Source organism: Spongiibacter sp. C9W (assembly GCF_057370015.1).
This window is the reverse complement of record NZ_CM170672.1, coordinates 2,832,709-2,848,760: the sequence shown is the minus strand read 5'-3', so window position 1 is coordinate 2,848,760 and position 16,052 is coordinate 2,832,709. Positions and strand designations below refer to the sequence as shown.

Genomic DNA, 16,052 nt, shown 5'->3' with positions numbered 1-16,052 from the left:
ACACCGCAGGCGGAGAGCCACCTGCGGTGTTTGGGTGAATGTGCTTCCCTGCCGACATCCGTGCCTAGAGCAGTCCCTGCCAGTGGCGCATCCCTATCTGGCCACTCGAAATTTACGCTACAGGTCCCGGCGACTTTGGTTGGGTAGCTCAAGCAGCTTAACCGTGCCCTCGGCTGTGCCGTCTGTCATGTAGGCATGCAGGGTGGGTGTCTCCGAGTTGTCATAGGCTGAGAAAAACAACTTGCCGGCCACCTCGCCGCTTACTAAGGGCGCGTTTGCATAGCGAGCCAACAGCGGCCGTGGCGCTGAAGACAGATTATCGCCAGTGGTCAGGTCGTTAGTTTCCAGCACCAGCGAGGTGCCTTCAGCGCTACCGTCGGTTTTCCACAGCTCTTCACCAACCGCCGTGCCGTCAATAACGGTGTCAGCCACGAAGTAAATGGTGCCCTCAACTTCGGTGAACAGCTCACCGAACTGCGTCCGTGATTTCACGCCCGTGTAGGTGGTCATAGTGTCGCCGGGGTGCATGGAGGCAAAGGTGAACTCCCCGTCTTCAAACGCAGTGCGATACACGTTGTTGGTGGTCACAACGAACAAGCCCAGCGAGGTGGCGTAAAACCTCGAGGCAAACAGCCCCTCGGGGAAATTACCACTCTCCTGCAGTGTGGTGCCGTCATAGGCATAGACATGGCGGGTGAAGTTAGCGGCATTGATCCTGCGGTCAGCATAGAAGTACAGCGTATCGCCCACCACCGTTAAATTCTGAACGAAGGTCACATCCTCACCCATCTCGCGGCGCACATCACTGCCGTCTTCCGCCACGCTGTACAGTAGCAACGAGCTTTGGTTGTTGGGGTCATTGTTGGCCAAAAAGAACAGCCGCCCGGCAAAGCTGGTCAGGCTATGCAGCTTAATATTCGTGGGGTAGTAATCGCCGTCTGCCAGCACATAGGGCGTATTTGCTGGCGCTTCAGCGCGCTGCACCGCCAGCGATTCGTTCGGCTGCTTTACGGCCACACTACCACCAACCGGCTCACCTTCAACAAACACCAGCTGCGTCCCTTCCTGGCTGCCATCGCTCACGTACAACGCAGGGACATTACTGCTATCTGATTTTACCCCTCGGCCAAGGATAAAGATTGAGTTGCCGACCACTTGCATGCCTTGAATGTTTTTTGAATCCTCGCCACCCACATCAATCTCTGTCAGCGTTTCCGCGTCGAGATCGTAAACAAACAGCTCCCTAGCGAAGTCCGTTGTACCCGCGCTGAACGCCAGCTTGCCATCCATCCACTGTAAATCCAGCGGACCGCTACTGCCTTCGATATCCACCAGCACTGATGTGCCGGCCTCGGTGCCGTCACTGACCCGCAGCTCACGCCCCTCGTTGGGGGATTGGGCACTAAAATAGAACTTTCCATCATCAAAAAGTATCGGGTTTCGGCCGTTAAATTGTTGTATCGCCGGCTGTCCTTCATTGAAGTCCTTCAGCAAGCCCGTGCCCTCAGCGCTGCCGTCAGTGGCGTACATGTCGAACTGTTTGGGAATTGACGTGCTGTTCACAGGAAAGAGCAGGCGCTCAACACTTCCCGGCGTGCCCTCCGGCACACTGGTGGTACTGCCACCACCACTTCCACCGCCACAGGCAGCAAGGGTGAACATAGCGCCCGCCAGGGCTGCTTGGAAAAAAACGGGTCTCTTCATCGTGCTTAAATCTCTCAGTCACCTAACAGGAACACTTGTCGTCGGATGGAATTTAAGCAAAGCCATAAAAATAAAACTTCACTCTGATGGGCGAAGCCAACAGAATGACAGGCTGCGACACTATGGTCTGACTCTGTCTGAACGATGCCCCAATGAAAGCACCTGCTAACGACTACTTACCCGACCTCCCGCTGGAAAGTCAGATCACCCGCGAACGGCACAATTTGTTTATGGCAGAAGTGGGGTCTCGTATTGTGGTTTCCGCAGCCATAGCCCTGGCCTTGCTGCTGCCGTTTAACAGCGCCATGAGCCGGGCTGATGCACTGTTGTGGGCGACGCTGGTGCTAACAACCAGCGTCGTTTCACTGCTGGTCGTCAGCTTCTACAAACGCCACCGCGACAGTGAAAGTGGCAAAATCAAGAAGTGGCACGCCATCAATATTGGCATGGCGCTGATGTGGAGCGGACTCTGGTGCGTTGCGCCCTATCTATTTTTTGACGGCGCCAGCACCGAGAAAATTTTAGTCTTCCTGCTTGTTATTACCCTGATCAGCTCCACACCCTCGGTGTCCATGGGCGTGTACCCCGATATCTTCATTAGTTTTATTACGCCGCTGTTTATCTCTCTGTCGCTCTATCTAATCCGCTTTCACGCAGAGCAAAGCTGGTTCATCAAAGGCATCCCCTTACTCACCTTGTGCTCACTGACCGCGTTCAGCCTGTTCATACACAAAGCCCAGCTCAACAATATTCGTTTGCGCATCGAGGCCGATATCGCCCGGCGCGACGCCGAGCGCGCCAATCGCAGCAAGAATCAATTTATGGCGGCGGTCAGTCACGACCTGCGCCAGCCACTGCAAGCCGCGTCGCTTTACGCCTCGCTGATTAACGAGCAGGGCGATGCACCGAGCCGTGAGCTCAGCGAAAAAATCCTCACTGCCATCGCCTCCGGCGGGGAGTTGCTGGAGCAATTACTGCTGTTATCCCGCCTGCAAAGCCGGCACTTCTCCGCCAAACCCCAGCCCTTCAGTCTGGATGAGCACCTCGCCAAGCTCATCAATGAGTGCTTACCTCAGGCCCAACAAAAAGGCCTGGCACTACACAATGATGTGCAGCGCCAACACTGGCTTAATACCGACCCGCTGTTATTTGACCAGCTATTGCGCAACCTGCTTGGCAACGCCGTTAAGTACACCGAACGCGGCACCGTTCGGCTTAGTAGCCACCACACAGAAAAACAGCTCGAACTCACCGTTAGTGACACCGGCATCGGCATTGACCCGATGCGCCACGACAGTATTTTTAAGGAATTTACCCAGCTAGCCAGTCGATCCAATGACGCCGAAGATGGGCTGGGCTTGGGCCTGAGCATTGTCCGCCGCGTCTGCGAGCTATGCGGGCTCACATTGCGCGTGGACTCCACTCCCGGCCAAGGCAGCCGCTTCACCGTCGCACTGCCGCTAGCGGAAAAACCCAGTGCGGCGCCGGCAAGTGAAGGGGCTCCTCTACCGCCTGGGCGCCAGCTGCGCATTATTGTTGTGGACGACGACCCACGTATCACCGACGCATTGTCGATGGCGCTGGTGGAATGGGGCGCCGATGTCTACGCCTTTAACAGCCTGGCAGAAGCGCTCGCCGACCTGCCCGGCGCCGACGAGATGAACCCTGATGTGATTATTAGCGACGGCCAGCTCGCCAATGGCGACACTGCCAACGATGTATTTGCTGCACTAACGTCGAGATGGCCACAGCCTGTGCTCAAAGTCGTGCTCAGTGGCAATAGCCGCGGGCAGCATGAACAAACATTCAACGCCGATGCCCTGCTACTCAAACCCGTTGCCCTGCCGGAGCTGCTACAGCGTATCGCCTCGCTGTGCGCGCCAGATACGCTTACAAGAGCTTAAGGGAGCGGGCTTTTTCCAGGCAGGCGGTACGGTTGGGCACATCCAATTTATCAAACAGCAGCCGCAGATGGGTTTTCACGGTGTTCAAACTCACCGACAGACTGCGCGCAATTTCCTTATTACTTTGCCCCTGCTGAAGCAGGGCCAATATCGCCCCCTGTTGGCGGCTGAGCTTAATACTGGGTGCGGCGGTTTGGCTAGCCAACAGCCGGTAGGATTCCGAAAAATAGCCTTCGCCAGCCATGACCTTCGTCACCGCCGTCACCAATTCGGCAGCGGCCTCAGACTTGTCGACAAAACCATCCACCGACAGGCGCTGGGATTTTTCCACCACGTCCTCATCGATGGCGCCAGAGCATAACAACACCCGCAGCGTGTGCCGCGAACTCGCCAAAATCCGTAACAGCGACAGTCCATCCAGATCCGGCATGGCCACATCGACGATCAACAAATCGGCAGCGGCCAACGCCGCCTCATCGCCCAATAGCGCCTGCGCACAACCGTATTGCCCCACCTCACAGCCGGGCAGTTTCGCCTGCAGGGTCAGCGCCAGAGCCTCGGCAAACATCAAATGATCATCAACAATTAAAACCTTCAAGGAACTTCTCTATTGTTATTGGCGACGACATAGTAGCCCAGAATGCACTGGCAAAATAAGCTGGGGTTCACCCTTATCCGGCTCGGCACCGCACATCATTACGAGCCGTTAAGTTACCCCATGGCTCATGCAGTGATAGGCTAGGCGCAAATAATGGATAAGACCTATGGCACTGATACACAGCATTTCTCACAACGGCATCGAGGGCATACGCCTGGGCCGTGTTAACCGACGTGGCGGCTACCACCTTACCGCCAGTTGCATCGTCTACCGTTTGGGCGACACCGTCATCGATACCGGGCCGTCGCGCGAGCGCGAGGCATTGAGCGGGCACTTTGCCGACATTGCCGTTCGCCAGGTGGTGCTGACCCACCACCACGAAGACCACAGCGGCAATGCCGACTATTTTCAGCGCGAACACGGCGCCGCGCTTTACAGCCACCCGAATAATCACGACAGGCTAAAAGCGGGCATGCGCCTGTCGGCGATCCGTCGAATGACCTTTGGTAATGTTCCCGCTTGCCAGCCCGCAACCCTGCCTACGCATATCGACACCAGCAGTGGCCACCGGCTGATTCCCATTCACACCCCCGGCCATACCTCCGATCTGGTGTGCTATCTAGAGCCCAATGAAGGCTGGCTATTTTCAGGCGATTTATATGTTTCCAGCCGGCTGAAATACATGACCATTGAAGACAATGTGGGCGAGTGGATCGACAGTCTGGAGAAAGTGCTATCACTCGACTTCGACACGCTGCTCTGCTCTCACCGCGCGGTTGTGAGCAATGGCAAAGCCGTACTGCAGGAAAAACTGGACCATATTCGCGGCTTTCGCGATGAGGTGGCAGCCCTGCACCGCTCTGGCCTTAGCGAGCGCCAGATAACGCGCAAACTGCTCGGGCGCGAAGACGCCAACGCCCTGCTCTCACTCATGCATATGAGCAAGCGCAATATGGTCAGCGCCAGTTTGGCCAGCCTCGGGCTGGCCTAGCGCCGACTAACAGACTTAGCTTTCCACGCGGTGTAGCGCGCACACCTTATTGCCGGAGGGGTCGCGCAGATAAGCGAGGTACAACTTGCCAATTGCCCCCTCGCGCACGCCCGGCGCATCTTCACAAGACGTTCCACCATTGGCCACGCCGGCAGCATGCCAGGCATCGGCTTGTTCCGGGCTGCTCGCGGCAAAACCAATGGTGCTGCCATTGCCATGACAGGCGGGCTCACCGTTAATTGGTGGCGTAATGGCGAATACACCGCTGGCGGTGAAATAAAAACAGCGACCGCGCTCGTCCATCATTCCCGGCTCATAGCCCAAGGCGCCGAGAATCGCATCGTAAAAACGCTTTGATTCAGCGACATCATTCGCACCCACCATTACATGACTGAACATATCTCTTCCTTACTGTTGAGCAAAAACGGCTAGCACTATAGCGCGTTATTCCCATTCGGTGGATGCGAAGGACGGACAAGATAGCGCTTATTGCTCGCCGACTTTGGCCATCCAATCCAGCACATTGCTAAACACTTGCTCTTTGCCCAGTTCATTAAAGATCTCGTGGTACATGCCGTCGTAGATCTTTAGCGCCTTATTGTCACTGCGCAATTTGGCGAAGAACCGCTCGCTGCCCTCGCAGGCACTGATGGCATCAGCGCCGCCGTGCATCAGCAGCATCGGCAACTCAATGTTCGGCGCATCCTGCATCACCTGCTGCTGGGCCTGAATGAACGCCAAAAACATACTGGGGGTCACTTTGCCGTGGTTATAAGGATCGCGCTGCTGGCTCTCCCCCACGCTGGCATCGCGGCTCAACTGGGCGACATCAATCTCGTTACTAATAGGCAGGCTGGGCCACAGTGTGGCAAGTACGCGGCTCAGCGCCAGCTTCCAGGGCGCGGGTGCAAAACCCAACTGAAAAGCGGCGCAGCTTAAAAATACGCCATCGATACCCTCGGGGTTTTCAGTCGCTATACAGGCTGCGATCAAACCGCCCAGGCTGTGCCCACCCAGAAAATGCACGGCAGGCTGATGACTCTGGGTGTGCAGGATCGCGGCCTTAACATCGTCACAATACTGCGAGAACCGCTCGATATGGCCGCGTTTTCCGGGGCTCTGACCACTGCCGCGCAGGTCGGCCATCACCAGGCCAAGGCCCGCATCGTTAAACGCCTTCGCTACATGGGCGTAGCGACCGGAGTGTTCGCTGGTGCCGTGGCTCAGGGTTACCCAGGCCTTGGCAGGCCCTGCCGGACGCCATTCGCGTGCAAATAGTGGCGTGCCATCGGCACTGAGGAGGCGCAATTCAGAATAGTGGTGATCGGGCATGAGGCGAGTCGCAGTCACAAAAAGAGCGCACACCATACAGAAACGGGCGGGATGATTCACTATCCCGCCCGTCCTGAGGTCGCCTTGTTACGACTGTCGGCTTACTGCTGCCAGCCTGGCTCCCAGGTCTTGGCAAACGCCGGGCTCGCCCAACCGGCCGGGAAGGCAGCGGGCGTCATTTGCTCGCCACCGGTAATCACATCGCCCTGAGCATCCTGGTATTTCAGCCAAGTGATCGTGCGCTGCCATTCCAGCGGGCGCTTGGTCCAGTCGCAAACGCCGGTCGCAAAGGTTTGCTCAAGCGCCTGCCAATCGCTTTCCTGCCACATTACGTTCCCCAGACCGTAGTCGTCGTTGCGACTGAAAGGCCGGAGTTCACACTGCACCTGGTCGCCATATTTATCGGCGCCGGCCACTGTGCGCGGCGTGCCGAATACCAGCATCAACTCTTCCGGGCACATCTCACCGGGAATGCCATTGCACTGGTCCTGCACATCGGCGGGCTTATTGGCGATAATTTTTTGTGCCAGTGGCGTATCGCTGGTGTCGGCTTCAATGGCGTCCAGCCAGGAGGCCATCGCGACCAGCGACTGATTCATATAATTCAGGTCACCAACCAGCGGTGTCAGGCCGCCCCAGTGCACAAAGTTGTCGCGGTGGCCGAACTCCCGCTCCAGGCGCCAGCGCACCCAGTAACCGTGCACGCTGTCGTGGGCGGCACCGGGATCAGGGCCGGTCATATTAATGATGGGCACCGTATCCATATTCACAATGGTGTTCATAATGCCTGTACGGTAAGCATTGGGCAGCGCCGGGTAGTCCGGTTTTAAACGCTCCTGGGTCACATTCAGGCTGGGGTCAACACCGCCAATATTGGTGTTGAGCGCCAGGAATTGCGCCGGCGAAATAATACCCTGCTGCAAGGCCGTTAGGCCGTACTGCACCCCTTCATTACCCAGCGGAAAACCCGAGAACGCATAGCCCAGGTCTTTTTCAATCTGGCTCCAGCGGTCGCGGGGGTCCTCGGCGGGGAAGCGCTCGCGCTCACCGATCATATTTTGCATAAAGGTCAGTACATCGCAGCGCACACCGCCGGGGTTGGTGTCCTGGTCGAAGCGCTCCTCGGTACTCACTCCCCCGCAGTTAGACGCGGGGTCGACCGCTTCGGCAAACAGCGCTGAGTCGGCTAGCGAGGCATTCACGATGCCATTAAGGTGGCCGTAAATGGCGTTCTGCTGCAGCACCGTAAACGGCGTGCCATCGCGGGCAACTTGCGCACCGGCAATATTTTCCACATGAGCGATCAGGTCTTCCGGCGTACTGGGCTCGGTGGTATCGACGTTAAAGTCGAAGTACTTCAACAAAATGTGGTAGTCCGCAAACTGGGTCGCGGTGCTCATCACATCCGGGTAGGTACAGGTGGTCAGCAAGCCCTGATACAAGCCGGGGTAGGCATTGGCGATCATATTTTGGGTAATCGCCCCGCCTGAACAGCCTGTACCAACGGTGTAGCGCAGCTCGCCGTACTGCTCGATAAAGCGCTCTTTTGCCATCAGCAGCGACTCGGCCTGATAGCTCAAATTACAGTTGTGGCCCAGGTTCAGCTGAGCAGTGGACAGCACCGACCAACCCAGCCCCAGCGCAGTAATATAGGACTGCTCGATCAGCGGGTTGCCGGGAATGGTGCCAGCGTAATCGTCTGTGCGCGCAGAGCTGGTGTCGTGGTCGCCGCGACAGTTACCGCCGTGGGTCACCAACAGGCGGCGGTTCCACTGCGACTGCGGCTGCATTGGCGTCCAGTCTTCACCGACTTTTTGCAGCGTAAATATCGTGTATTGATCGCGGGCCTGATAGCCGATTTCCTGGCGCACAATAAACGGCACCGTTTCACCGTTATCTGTGGTGGTCATCGCCACATCATCGGGCGGATTGTCCAGGTCATAAGCCTGCAAGCCGCCCTGCAGGGAGTTACTGGACTTGTACAACCAGCGGTACTCAACAGGCTGGTTACAGTTTTCGTCCACAGCGCTGTCCTGACACTTCCAGGGCTGAATATGCGGGCCGGTAAACACGGGGCCGCCAGAGGGGTGGTTTACCACCGTCAGGCTGTTGCCAATATTGGTGCTTAGGGTGTTCTCGCCGACGCTCAGGCCATCAACCAGGGCCAACAAGCGCAGCGGATTATCCGGGTCAGCTTGCAGCAGCTGAGTCACATCGGTGTTGTTACGCAGCAGTACCAGCTCGTCGACGGCGGCTGCATCTTCCGCAACCACCTCTACCAACACATCGCCAGCAGAGACTAGGTCAGGCCGGTTCGACAGCACTTGCAGGCTTACGCGGTCATCGACCGTACCGGGACCACCGGGGTTACCGCCATTGCCGGGATCTGGGTTGCCACCCGAGTTACTGCTACTTGAACTACCGCCGCCGCACGCGGCAAGCAGTAGGGTAAAAACGACTAACATTATCTTATTATTCACGGGTGTCCTCCTCCACGCTCCGGCTGACGCAACCGCCTAGCCGCGCAAACCGCTATGTCACTTTATAGACTTAGCGTGCAGTGTCAAATGCAAAGACTGAATTCAGCATAGTAGAGCCGCGGAAAACGGGGGGCGTAAGCCGCGAAAATAGCGGCCGGCACTCATTTACAACTCAAGGAATAACGAGACAATCCAACGAACACTCAAGGCAGCGCGTCAACTCATGATTCGGTAATGGTATAGCTCAGCGTCAGTGACCGCGGCCCAACCCCACCTCGTCAACAAGATAGCGCGCCCACTCCCGATAGGCCGCCGCACCCGGGTGAAAACCGTCTTCGGCGATAGCCGCTGGGTGCAAGGTGTAAGGCACCTGAACGTAGCTGCAGTCTGCCAGCGGCTCAACAAGCTGTCTCAGCTCGGTATTTAATTGCCGAGCGCGCAGGCCCAACCACCAACGCAGAGGTTGCGGCAATGCAGGAAAGGCGTGCATGGGTGGCAGCGCGGAAAAATAAATATGCTTGGCGGCAAAGCGCTCGCACAGCAGGCGGATAATCTCGCTAATGTTGTTGCGCCACCGGCCCCGCCCAGTGGCGGCAAGCACGTCATTCACCCCAATAGACACCACCACAGCGTCGGCGGCGTCAGCGCTCTCGCTGGCTAAACGTGCCAATAACTGTGCGGAGGTATCGCCGGAGCGCGCCAGCAGGCGCCAATGTAGCGGCCGCAACGGCGCAAGCCCGGCGACCAACTGGCCCAGCAAGGCCTCTTCCTGGCGGGCAACGCCAACCCCCGCCGCCGCAGAGTCGCCCACCAACAACAAGCGCAGTGCTTGCCCGCTGTCGCCCATTTGCCCCGAGCGCAGCCCCGCGGCCTCGGGCAGACGCGGCGTAGTGCCGCGCACATAGCGACCCTGAGCTAATAAGACCGGCCCGAGCAATATTCCCGACAGAGGATAGATCATCTACGTCGCCTCAACGCCAAGCCGCCCCGGCCTTTTCCATGACAACTCCCCCCTTCACATCACCACGCTAGAGCTGAACAACACTGTCGCCGAAATACCACACACGGCGAAACTGGCCTTTATCACGCTGCGCGAGCTTGCGCAGATTGTCGATAATCACCTTATCGGGCAGCAGCGTGCGGCCAATGTTGTAGATCAGTAGCTCAACGGGCTCGCTCACTTGGTAGCGCTTGGCAATTTTCTTCAGGTAGGTCGCAGAGGTGTAGTCGGTAACGCGGGCGAGGGCCTCGCTGTCAACGCGCCCTGCCCCGGCGACCGCCTTGGCCAGGTCTTCCGAGCAGGCCTCGGTCAATTCAAAATAGGTAACGTGTTCATTGAGCCGACAGCGAATATCCGGCTTGCCGCCCTCCGGCAATTGTTTTTCAACGTCGCGGTAATCCAGGCCTGCGGCCTCGGCAAAGCGGCAGAAAATGCTGACTTCCACACGGCCTTTTTCCGCTTCAGATGCCATTGCCCTGTCGCCCTCGTATCATCACTGGCCCTGTTTTGCACCGACTAGCTTAAATCCACACTGACCGGGCAGTGATCGGAGCCGTGAATATCATTCCAGATCTCTGCCGCCGTCACTCGCTGCTCGACAAAGTCGCGATTGCCGAGGAAGTAGTCGATCCGCCAGCCAATATTTTTACCACGGGCACCGGCCCGGTAACTCCACCAGCTGTATTTCACCGTTTCCGGATGCAGGGCGCGATAGGTATCAACAAAATCGGCCGCCAGAATATGGTCCAGCCCGTCGATTTCCTTTTGGGTGTAACCCGCGCTTTTATTGTAATTGGGCTTGGGGCGCGCGATATCCATTTCAGTGTGGGCAACGTTAAAGTCGCCACACATAAGTACCGGCTTGTCTTCACCGAGCTTGTTCACATAGGCCAGAAAATCACGATCCCAGCGCTCACGATACGGCAAGCGCACCAGCTCACTGCCGGAGTTGGGGGTGTAAACGGTGAGCAGGTAAAAGTCGTCAAACTCGGCAGTGAGCACGCGCCCTTCCTTGTCGTGCTCATCAATGCCGATATCCGCGAACACTCGCAGCGGCGCTTTGCGGCTCAGAATGGCCACGCCCGAATAGCCCTTGCGCTCCGCCGAGTTGCTGTAAATGTGGTAACCCTCAAGGGTTTCCAGCGCCGCGGCCACTTGGTCGTCCTGCGCCTTGGTTTCCTGCAGGCATAAAACATCGGCATCCAGCGTCGCCACCGACTCCAGAAACTCTTTCTTCATTACCGCGCGAATACCGTTCACGTTCCAAGAAGCTATGCGCATATGTCCCGTCCTTAATCAAAGCAGGGGCACTATATACCACGCAAACTACCAGCCCTCAAAGGAACAGGCGCAGCGGATGTACAACGCGTTAGTCGCTGATGACCTCACCGCTAACGTTGTCCACTACCACAGGGCTTTCCAGATATACCAGTGTCGGCGACGCGCCGTAATGCTCAGCCACCCGCGCTTTCCACTGCGAGGTATAGAGGGCACACGCCTCTTCACGACTGCGCCACAAATACACTCCGCCAACGGTGGCGCCGTCTTCCGACAGGGTATACACCTTGCGAATCAGCCCTGGCAGCTTCTGGTACTGGGGGGCCGTTTGCAAAAATAAGGCGCGCGCTTCGGCCACGCTGATCGGCTCAGGCAGTCGAATACTGTTAATAACGGTGATCATCGTCGCCCTCTCGCTGAGGCTGTAATCAATTGTGGGCACTTACTGCCAACATAACGCCCTAGGGGAAAGGCCACATATCCGTTTCTACGCCACTATACCTACGCTTCGAGCACAATATTGAAAACGCCCGACCGCACCGGCCGACTACCATTGGACACACCACGATCATCAAACGCGACTATAAGTTGATCTCGCTCTTCAGCACCATGCTGCAATAGCAGCGCATCCACATCGTTCAGGGGATGGCCCGCGAAATACATCTGCGTTGTAAGCGTACTAAATCCCGGTTTCTGCAGCTTAAAATGAATGTGAGGCGGCCGCGACCAACTGCGGCTAACCGGATACGGCCCCGGCATGATGGTTGTGAACTGGTAAGCGCCATTGGCATCGGTGGTCATTTGCCCCCAGCCCTGAAAATTCTGATCAATAGGGGCAGGGTTACTATCGGCCTCGTGAGCGTAACGCCCCTGAGCATTGGCCTGCCAAACCTCGACGAATACGCCCTCAACAGGTTTGTTATCAGGAGTCAGCACCCGGCCTGACACCTGAATAAGCTCACCGCTGGCACTCTCACTCCGACCGGCAACCCTGGTTAAATCGGCATCGCGATCCGCCTGGCTCCATTTAGGATAAAAGGGTCCGGCCGTCTGCCTCGGCGTCGCTTTAAGTAATCCTCGGCGGGTATCAGCAGCTGCCAAACCGGGAGGCAGCAGCGACACCCCAATACCGAGTAAAATTAACTCACGTCTCGTGAACGTGTGGCCTGTCGGCGCTGGCAAATAGTGCTTTTTCATAACATCGCTAATGCCTCACTTTTCGGCATGCCGTAGCGCCAAGCGCTGGAGATTGACTCTCAACCTCGGAAAACAGCCGCTCGTTAAGCTGCTTCGAAATCCAGAGGGCGAATGCCATCCAGGTTGACCGTGCTGCGAGCCACCGACAGGTCATACATATCTTGCATCGCCAGCCAGCTCTCGGGAGCACGCCCTAGCACCTTGGACAGCCGCAAAGACATTTCAGGGCTAATTCCACTATCCCCTTTCAGCAGTCGAGACAACGTGGAGGTCGAGACCCCTAGACTGGACGCAAGCTGACGGGAACTGATGCCGAAGGGCTCCAGATACACCTCCCTAATGAATTCACCAGGATGCGGCGGTCTCTGCATAGTCATCAGTGATAATCCTCATAATCAAGAATGTAGGCACTGCCGTCTGTAAACTCGAAGGTCATGCGCCAATTTCCGTTAACCCGAATCGACCATCGCCCTTTGTCTTGCCCCTCCAATGGGTGAAGCCGAAAACCGGGGATATCCATATCCTCTACCGAAGTGGCCGTATCCAGAGCAGCCAGCTGCATACGCGGCTTCTTGGCGTGATCTCTTTGTATTCCAGAGTATTCCAGGCGTGTTGCCAGTCAAGTAAAACCGCTTCAGTCCTTTGTGACGGAATGATTTAATCATACACAGACCACAGCACGTTGCGCACCACGCAACAACACAGGCTAACAATTGGTGAGGCCCTGTGACTGTATCCGCGTGCAGCCTGCTCGTACCCAGCCTCTCGGAAAGCGTACTGCCCAACGTTAAGCCAGGCCGGGAACACCATCTGTTACGGTGAAGCGCGCCGTTTCGATTGAGGGGTTGGGTATTGGAATCTGCGCTTGCATCGCACGTACGGTAACGGTGCAGGCCTGGTAGCTAAACTCGACTTCAAGCCAGCCATTACGAGTGCCATCCCAAAATGAAAAATGCGGGTTATTTGCCAATATAAAGGGGCTTTGCAGGAATACATTGGCTGGCGGATTAATGGTCGCGATCGGCGTCGCGGCCGCTGCGCTTGTGGTGAATTCCGCACCTACAGCGGGGCCATCCGGGTAGCCGTCACGCAATGTCGCCGCGGCAAATGCATGCAAGTCGGCAGCCAGCACCACCAAATTTTCGGTGTCGCGCAGCGCGTGCAACAGCTCTGCTCGCTCAGCGGTATATCCGTCCCAGTGATCAACCTCGTACACCGTGGGTGGCAACTGCGCGATAGAAATGGGTGAAAACGGAATCGGCAACCCCAATACCCGCCAACGCGCACTGCTAGTGGTCAGTGTTTGCAACAGCCACTGCTTCTGCACGTCGCCCAGCAAGGTGCGCCCTTCGTCGTGCCGGGCCTCGCAATTACTTTCAACAACCAGCTGACGCTCTCCGAAATTGCCCTCTCCACAGGGGTGCGGTGAGCGGTGCATTCGCAGCTCGGTCATTGCAAGCTCAACCAGGCGCCCAAAACGAAAGCTCCGCTGCGCGGTCATCACATTAGGAAAAGCCGCCTCGGGCGCGTACTGCACTCGCACCGGCAAATAGTGGTACCAGACATCTAACGCCTCTCGCACATACTGGGTCATCGCCTCCGGATCACCGTCCAGCGGATGATCGGGACCGCGTGGGCGCTCGCCATCGAAGTACAGATCATTGGCAAACTCGTGGTCATCAAAAGTGCAGATCAGCGTGTGCGCCTCCAGCAACGCTTGCAGATTCGCGTCGCTACGATGCGTGCGATAGATCGTCAGTAAGTCTTCCCGCGAGCTCGCATATTGCCCACCCGAGGGCAGGTTTATGGGCCGTAGCGGCACGATAGCGCTTTCGTAAATAAAATCGCCCATGTGAAGGACATAATCAGCCTCTCGCTGCGCCATTTCGCCAAAGGCATGGAAATACGCGAGGGTGTAGTCCTGACAAGAGGCGACTAGCAAGCGAAGGCTCGCAACCTCATCGTCCGACTCGGGTAATGTTCGCAGCCGCCCCGCGCGACTGGACACGCCAGCGTGGGCGAAGCGGTAATAAAGGAATCGGTTGGCGGGCAACAACCCATCTACGTCCAACCTCAGAGCGTAATCACTGTCCGGAGATAATGCCGACACCGGAACGCGCCCAGCCGCCACCCGACGCAAGAAGCGTTCATCCTCGGCCACTTCCCAAAGCACATCCTGGTCAGGCTCGATTGCCGATTGCTCAAGGCGCGTCCAGAGAATAACGCCCGAGGGTGCAGGATCACCGCTCGCCACGGAAGAGGGAAATACCGACGCCGCATCGCCAGCCCCCAGCGGCGGCAACAGCGTTTCATCATCCACCATTAGCGAACCGCCGTGCCCGGCATCACCACCACATGCGCTCAATAGTGATACGCCTGCAACAGCAGGCACAAGACCGAGAATACGGCGTCTGGTCAGCGGCATGGCGTGACCTTTCCCCAGAGTTAGTACCACGGCCCTGATGAGATTCTCCAAAATTTATGCCGCCTGCTTTGCAAATGCAACAGGCGGTAGATAGCCCAGAGAACTGTGTGGCCGAACGTGATTGTAGTGATGCCTCCACTGATCGATCTCGACTCGGGCTTCTTCTAATGATCTAAACCAATGACGGTTTAGGCATTCATTTCTGAACTTTCCATTCAGGCTTTCTACAAAGGCATTCTGCGTCGGTTTGCCGGGCTGTATGAATCCGAGCTTTACCGTTGATTCGCGGCTCCAGAAGAACATCGCCTTACTGGTAAACTCGGTGCCGTTGTCGCAAATAATGGTATTGGGTTTGCCTCGCTCCTCAGTTAACTGGCCAAGAAAACGTGCGACTTGCCGTCCACTAATTGATACTGAAACCAATTGACCAACCATTTCGCGGGAATAATCATCAACGACATTCAGTACCCGGAAACGCCGTCCGCTACTCAGTTGATCTGATACAAAGTCCATCGACCAGCGCTGATTAACCTTCAGAGGCACCTCCATTGGCTGGCGTGGGCGTTGTAGCTTCTTCCGCCTCTTGGTGCGCACCTGAAGTCCTTCTTCCGTATAAATCCGGTAAGTACGCTTCCTATTAACAACAAGCCCTTCTGTCTTGAGAAGGCCGTGCAGTAACAAATAACCATAGGCAGACTGCTCAACCGCCAATGCCTTCAATCTTGCTCTCAAAGCCTCGTCATTGCTTGGTCTCGCTTGGTAACGATACGCCGTGCGACTGATGCCCGCTAACTTGCAGGCGGCTCGTTCACTGATGCTATGCTGGGCAATCATGTACTTCGCCGCCTGTTTGCGATCGGCGGGCCTCACCACTTTTTTGAAAGTACGTCCTTCATCGCTTCAACCTCAAGGAGCTTGTCAGCCAATAGCTTCTTGAGTTTGTTGTTCTCGGTTTCCAGTTCCCGAAGCCGCTTAGCTTCGTTTACCTCCATGCCCGCAAACTTGCTACGCCAGTTGTAAAAGGTACCGCTTGAGATACCCAGGTTACGGCAGATGTCGTCTACCTTGGCGCCGGCCTCATGTTCTTTGATGGCCTTGATGATTTGTTCGTCACTGTATCGCTTCTTCATGCTGAGATCTCCA

16 protein-coding genes are annotated in these 16,052 nt (G+C 56.8%); 2 read left to right on the top strand and 14 right to left on the bottom strand.

What is annotated here, in order from left to right; translation table 11 throughout:
- Positions 1 to 117 precede the first annotated feature (117 nt).
- Positions 118 to 1,704, bottom strand: coding sequence for a hypothetical protein (locus AC2Q8J_RS13525; RefSeq protein WP_486451532.1), 1,587 nt, complete (start codon positions 1,702 to 1,704; stop codon positions 118 to 120).
- 152 nt (positions 1,705 to 1,856) lie between these two features.
- Between AC2Q8J_RS13525 and AC2Q8J_RS13520 the strand changes: the two genes are divergently transcribed.
- Positions 1,857 to 3,608 carry an ATP-binding response regulator gene (locus AC2Q8J_RS13520; protein ID WP_486451531.1) on the top strand — a complete coding sequence of 584 codons (1,752 nt, stop codon included), beginning with the start codon at positions 1,857 to 1,859 and terminating at the stop codon, positions 3,606 to 3,608.
- On the opposite strand, the gene AC2Q8J_RS13515 is transcribed toward AC2Q8J_RS13520, so the two are convergent.
- Positions 3,595 to 4,206, bottom strand: a complete 612-nt coding sequence (locus AC2Q8J_RS13515) for a response regulator transcription factor (protein ID WP_027874621.1) — start codon at positions 4,204 to 4,206, stop codon at positions 3,595 to 3,597. The two genes, AC2Q8J_RS13520 and AC2Q8J_RS13515, sit on opposite strands and share 14 nt — an antisense overlap.
- A gap of 166 nt (positions 4,207 to 4,372) precedes the next feature.
- On the opposite strand from AC2Q8J_RS13515, the gene AC2Q8J_RS13510 reads away from it, so the two are divergent.
- Positions 4,373 to 5,197 (top strand): MBL fold metallo-hydrolase, encoded by an 825-nt coding sequence (locus AC2Q8J_RS13510; RefSeq protein WP_486451530.1) that lies wholly within the window; start codon positions 4,373 to 4,375, stop codon positions 5,195 to 5,197.
- 15 nt (positions 5,198 to 5,212) lie between these two features.
- Here the strand turns inward: AC2Q8J_RS13510 and AC2Q8J_RS13505 are convergent, their stop codons facing one another.
- The 12 genes from AC2Q8J_RS13505 to AC2Q8J_RS13450 all read right to left on the bottom strand — a co-directional run bounded on the left by AC2Q8J_RS13505 (position 5,213) and on the right by AC2Q8J_RS13450 (position 16,039).
- Complete coding sequence (locus AC2Q8J_RS13505) at positions 5,213 to 5,596, bottom strand: VOC family protein (RefSeq protein ID WP_486451529.1); 384 nt, start codon at positions 5,594 to 5,596, stop codon at positions 5,213 to 5,215.
- An 87-nt stretch (positions 5,597 to 5,683) separates the two neighbouring features.
- On the bottom strand, positions 5,684 to 6,547 hold the full coding sequence (locus AC2Q8J_RS13500; RefSeq protein ID WP_486451528.1) for a lysophospholipase: 864 nt from the start codon (positions 6,545 to 6,547) through the stop codon (positions 5,684 to 5,686).
- An 83-nt stretch (positions 6,548 to 6,630) separates the two neighbouring features.
- Positions 6,631 to 9,009 (bottom strand): DUF6351 family protein, encoded by a 2,379-nt coding sequence (locus AC2Q8J_RS13495; protein ID WP_486451527.1) that lies wholly within the window; start codon positions 9,007 to 9,009, stop codon positions 6,631 to 6,633.
- Between the two features lie 250 nt (positions 9,010 to 9,259).
- Positions 9,260 to 9,970: an SGNH/GDSL hydrolase family protein gene (locus tag AC2Q8J_RS13490; RefSeq protein ID WP_486451526.1), complete on the bottom strand. Its 711-nt coding sequence runs from the start codon at positions 9,968 to 9,970 to the stop codon at positions 9,260 to 9,262.
- A 67-nt stretch (positions 9,971 to 10,037) separates the two neighbouring features.
- Entirely contained in the window at positions 10,038 to 10,481 is a 444-nt protein-coding gene (locus tag AC2Q8J_RS13485) for a hypothetical protein (RefSeq protein ID WP_204997221.1), read from the bottom strand.
- 44 nt (positions 10,482 to 10,525) lie between these two features.
- Positions 10,526 to 11,290: an exodeoxyribonuclease III gene (locus AC2Q8J_RS13480; protein ID WP_286839161.1), complete on the bottom strand. Its 765-nt coding sequence runs from the start codon at positions 11,288 to 11,290 to the stop codon at positions 10,526 to 10,528.
- Between the two features lie 88 nt (positions 11,291 to 11,378).
- On the bottom strand, positions 11,379 to 11,690 hold the full coding sequence (locus AC2Q8J_RS13475) for a YdhR family protein (protein WP_486451525.1): 312 nt from the start codon (positions 11,688 to 11,690) through the stop codon (positions 11,379 to 11,381).
- 98 nt (positions 11,691 to 11,788) lie between these two features.
- Positions 11,789 to 12,484, bottom strand: a complete 696-nt coding sequence (locus tag AC2Q8J_RS13470; protein ID WP_486451524.1) for a dioxygenase family protein — start codon at positions 12,482 to 12,484, stop codon at positions 11,789 to 11,791.
- An 83-nt stretch (positions 12,485 to 12,567) separates the two neighbouring features.
- Entirely contained in the window at positions 12,568 to 12,861 is a 294-nt protein-coding gene (locus tag AC2Q8J_RS13465; protein ID WP_486451523.1) for a HigA family addiction module antitoxin, read from the bottom strand.
- Positions 12,861 to 13,046 carry a type II toxin-antitoxin system RelE/ParE family toxin gene (locus tag AC2Q8J_RS13460; RefSeq protein ID WP_486451522.1) on the bottom strand — a complete coding sequence of 62 codons (186 nt, stop codon included), beginning with the start codon at positions 13,044 to 13,046 and terminating at the stop codon, positions 12,861 to 12,863. The genes AC2Q8J_RS13465 and AC2Q8J_RS13460 overlap by 1 nt, the downstream gene beginning before the upstream one ends.
- Before the next feature lie 225 nt (positions 13,047 to 13,271).
- Positions 13,272 to 14,909: an alkaline phosphatase D family protein gene (locus tag AC2Q8J_RS13455; protein WP_486451521.1), complete on the bottom strand. Its 1,638-nt coding sequence runs from the start codon at positions 14,907 to 14,909 to the stop codon at positions 13,272 to 13,274.
- A gap of 54 nt (positions 14,910 to 14,963) precedes the next feature.
- A protein-coding gene (locus tag AC2Q8J_RS13450; protein ID WP_486451520.1) for an IS3 family transposase occupies positions 14,964 to 16,039 on the bottom strand; the annotation gives its coding sequence in 2 pieces (ribosomal slippage) (positions 14,964 to 15,790 and positions 15,790 to 16,039; 1,077 coding nt in all).
- Positions 16,040 to 16,052 lie beyond the last annotated feature (13 nt).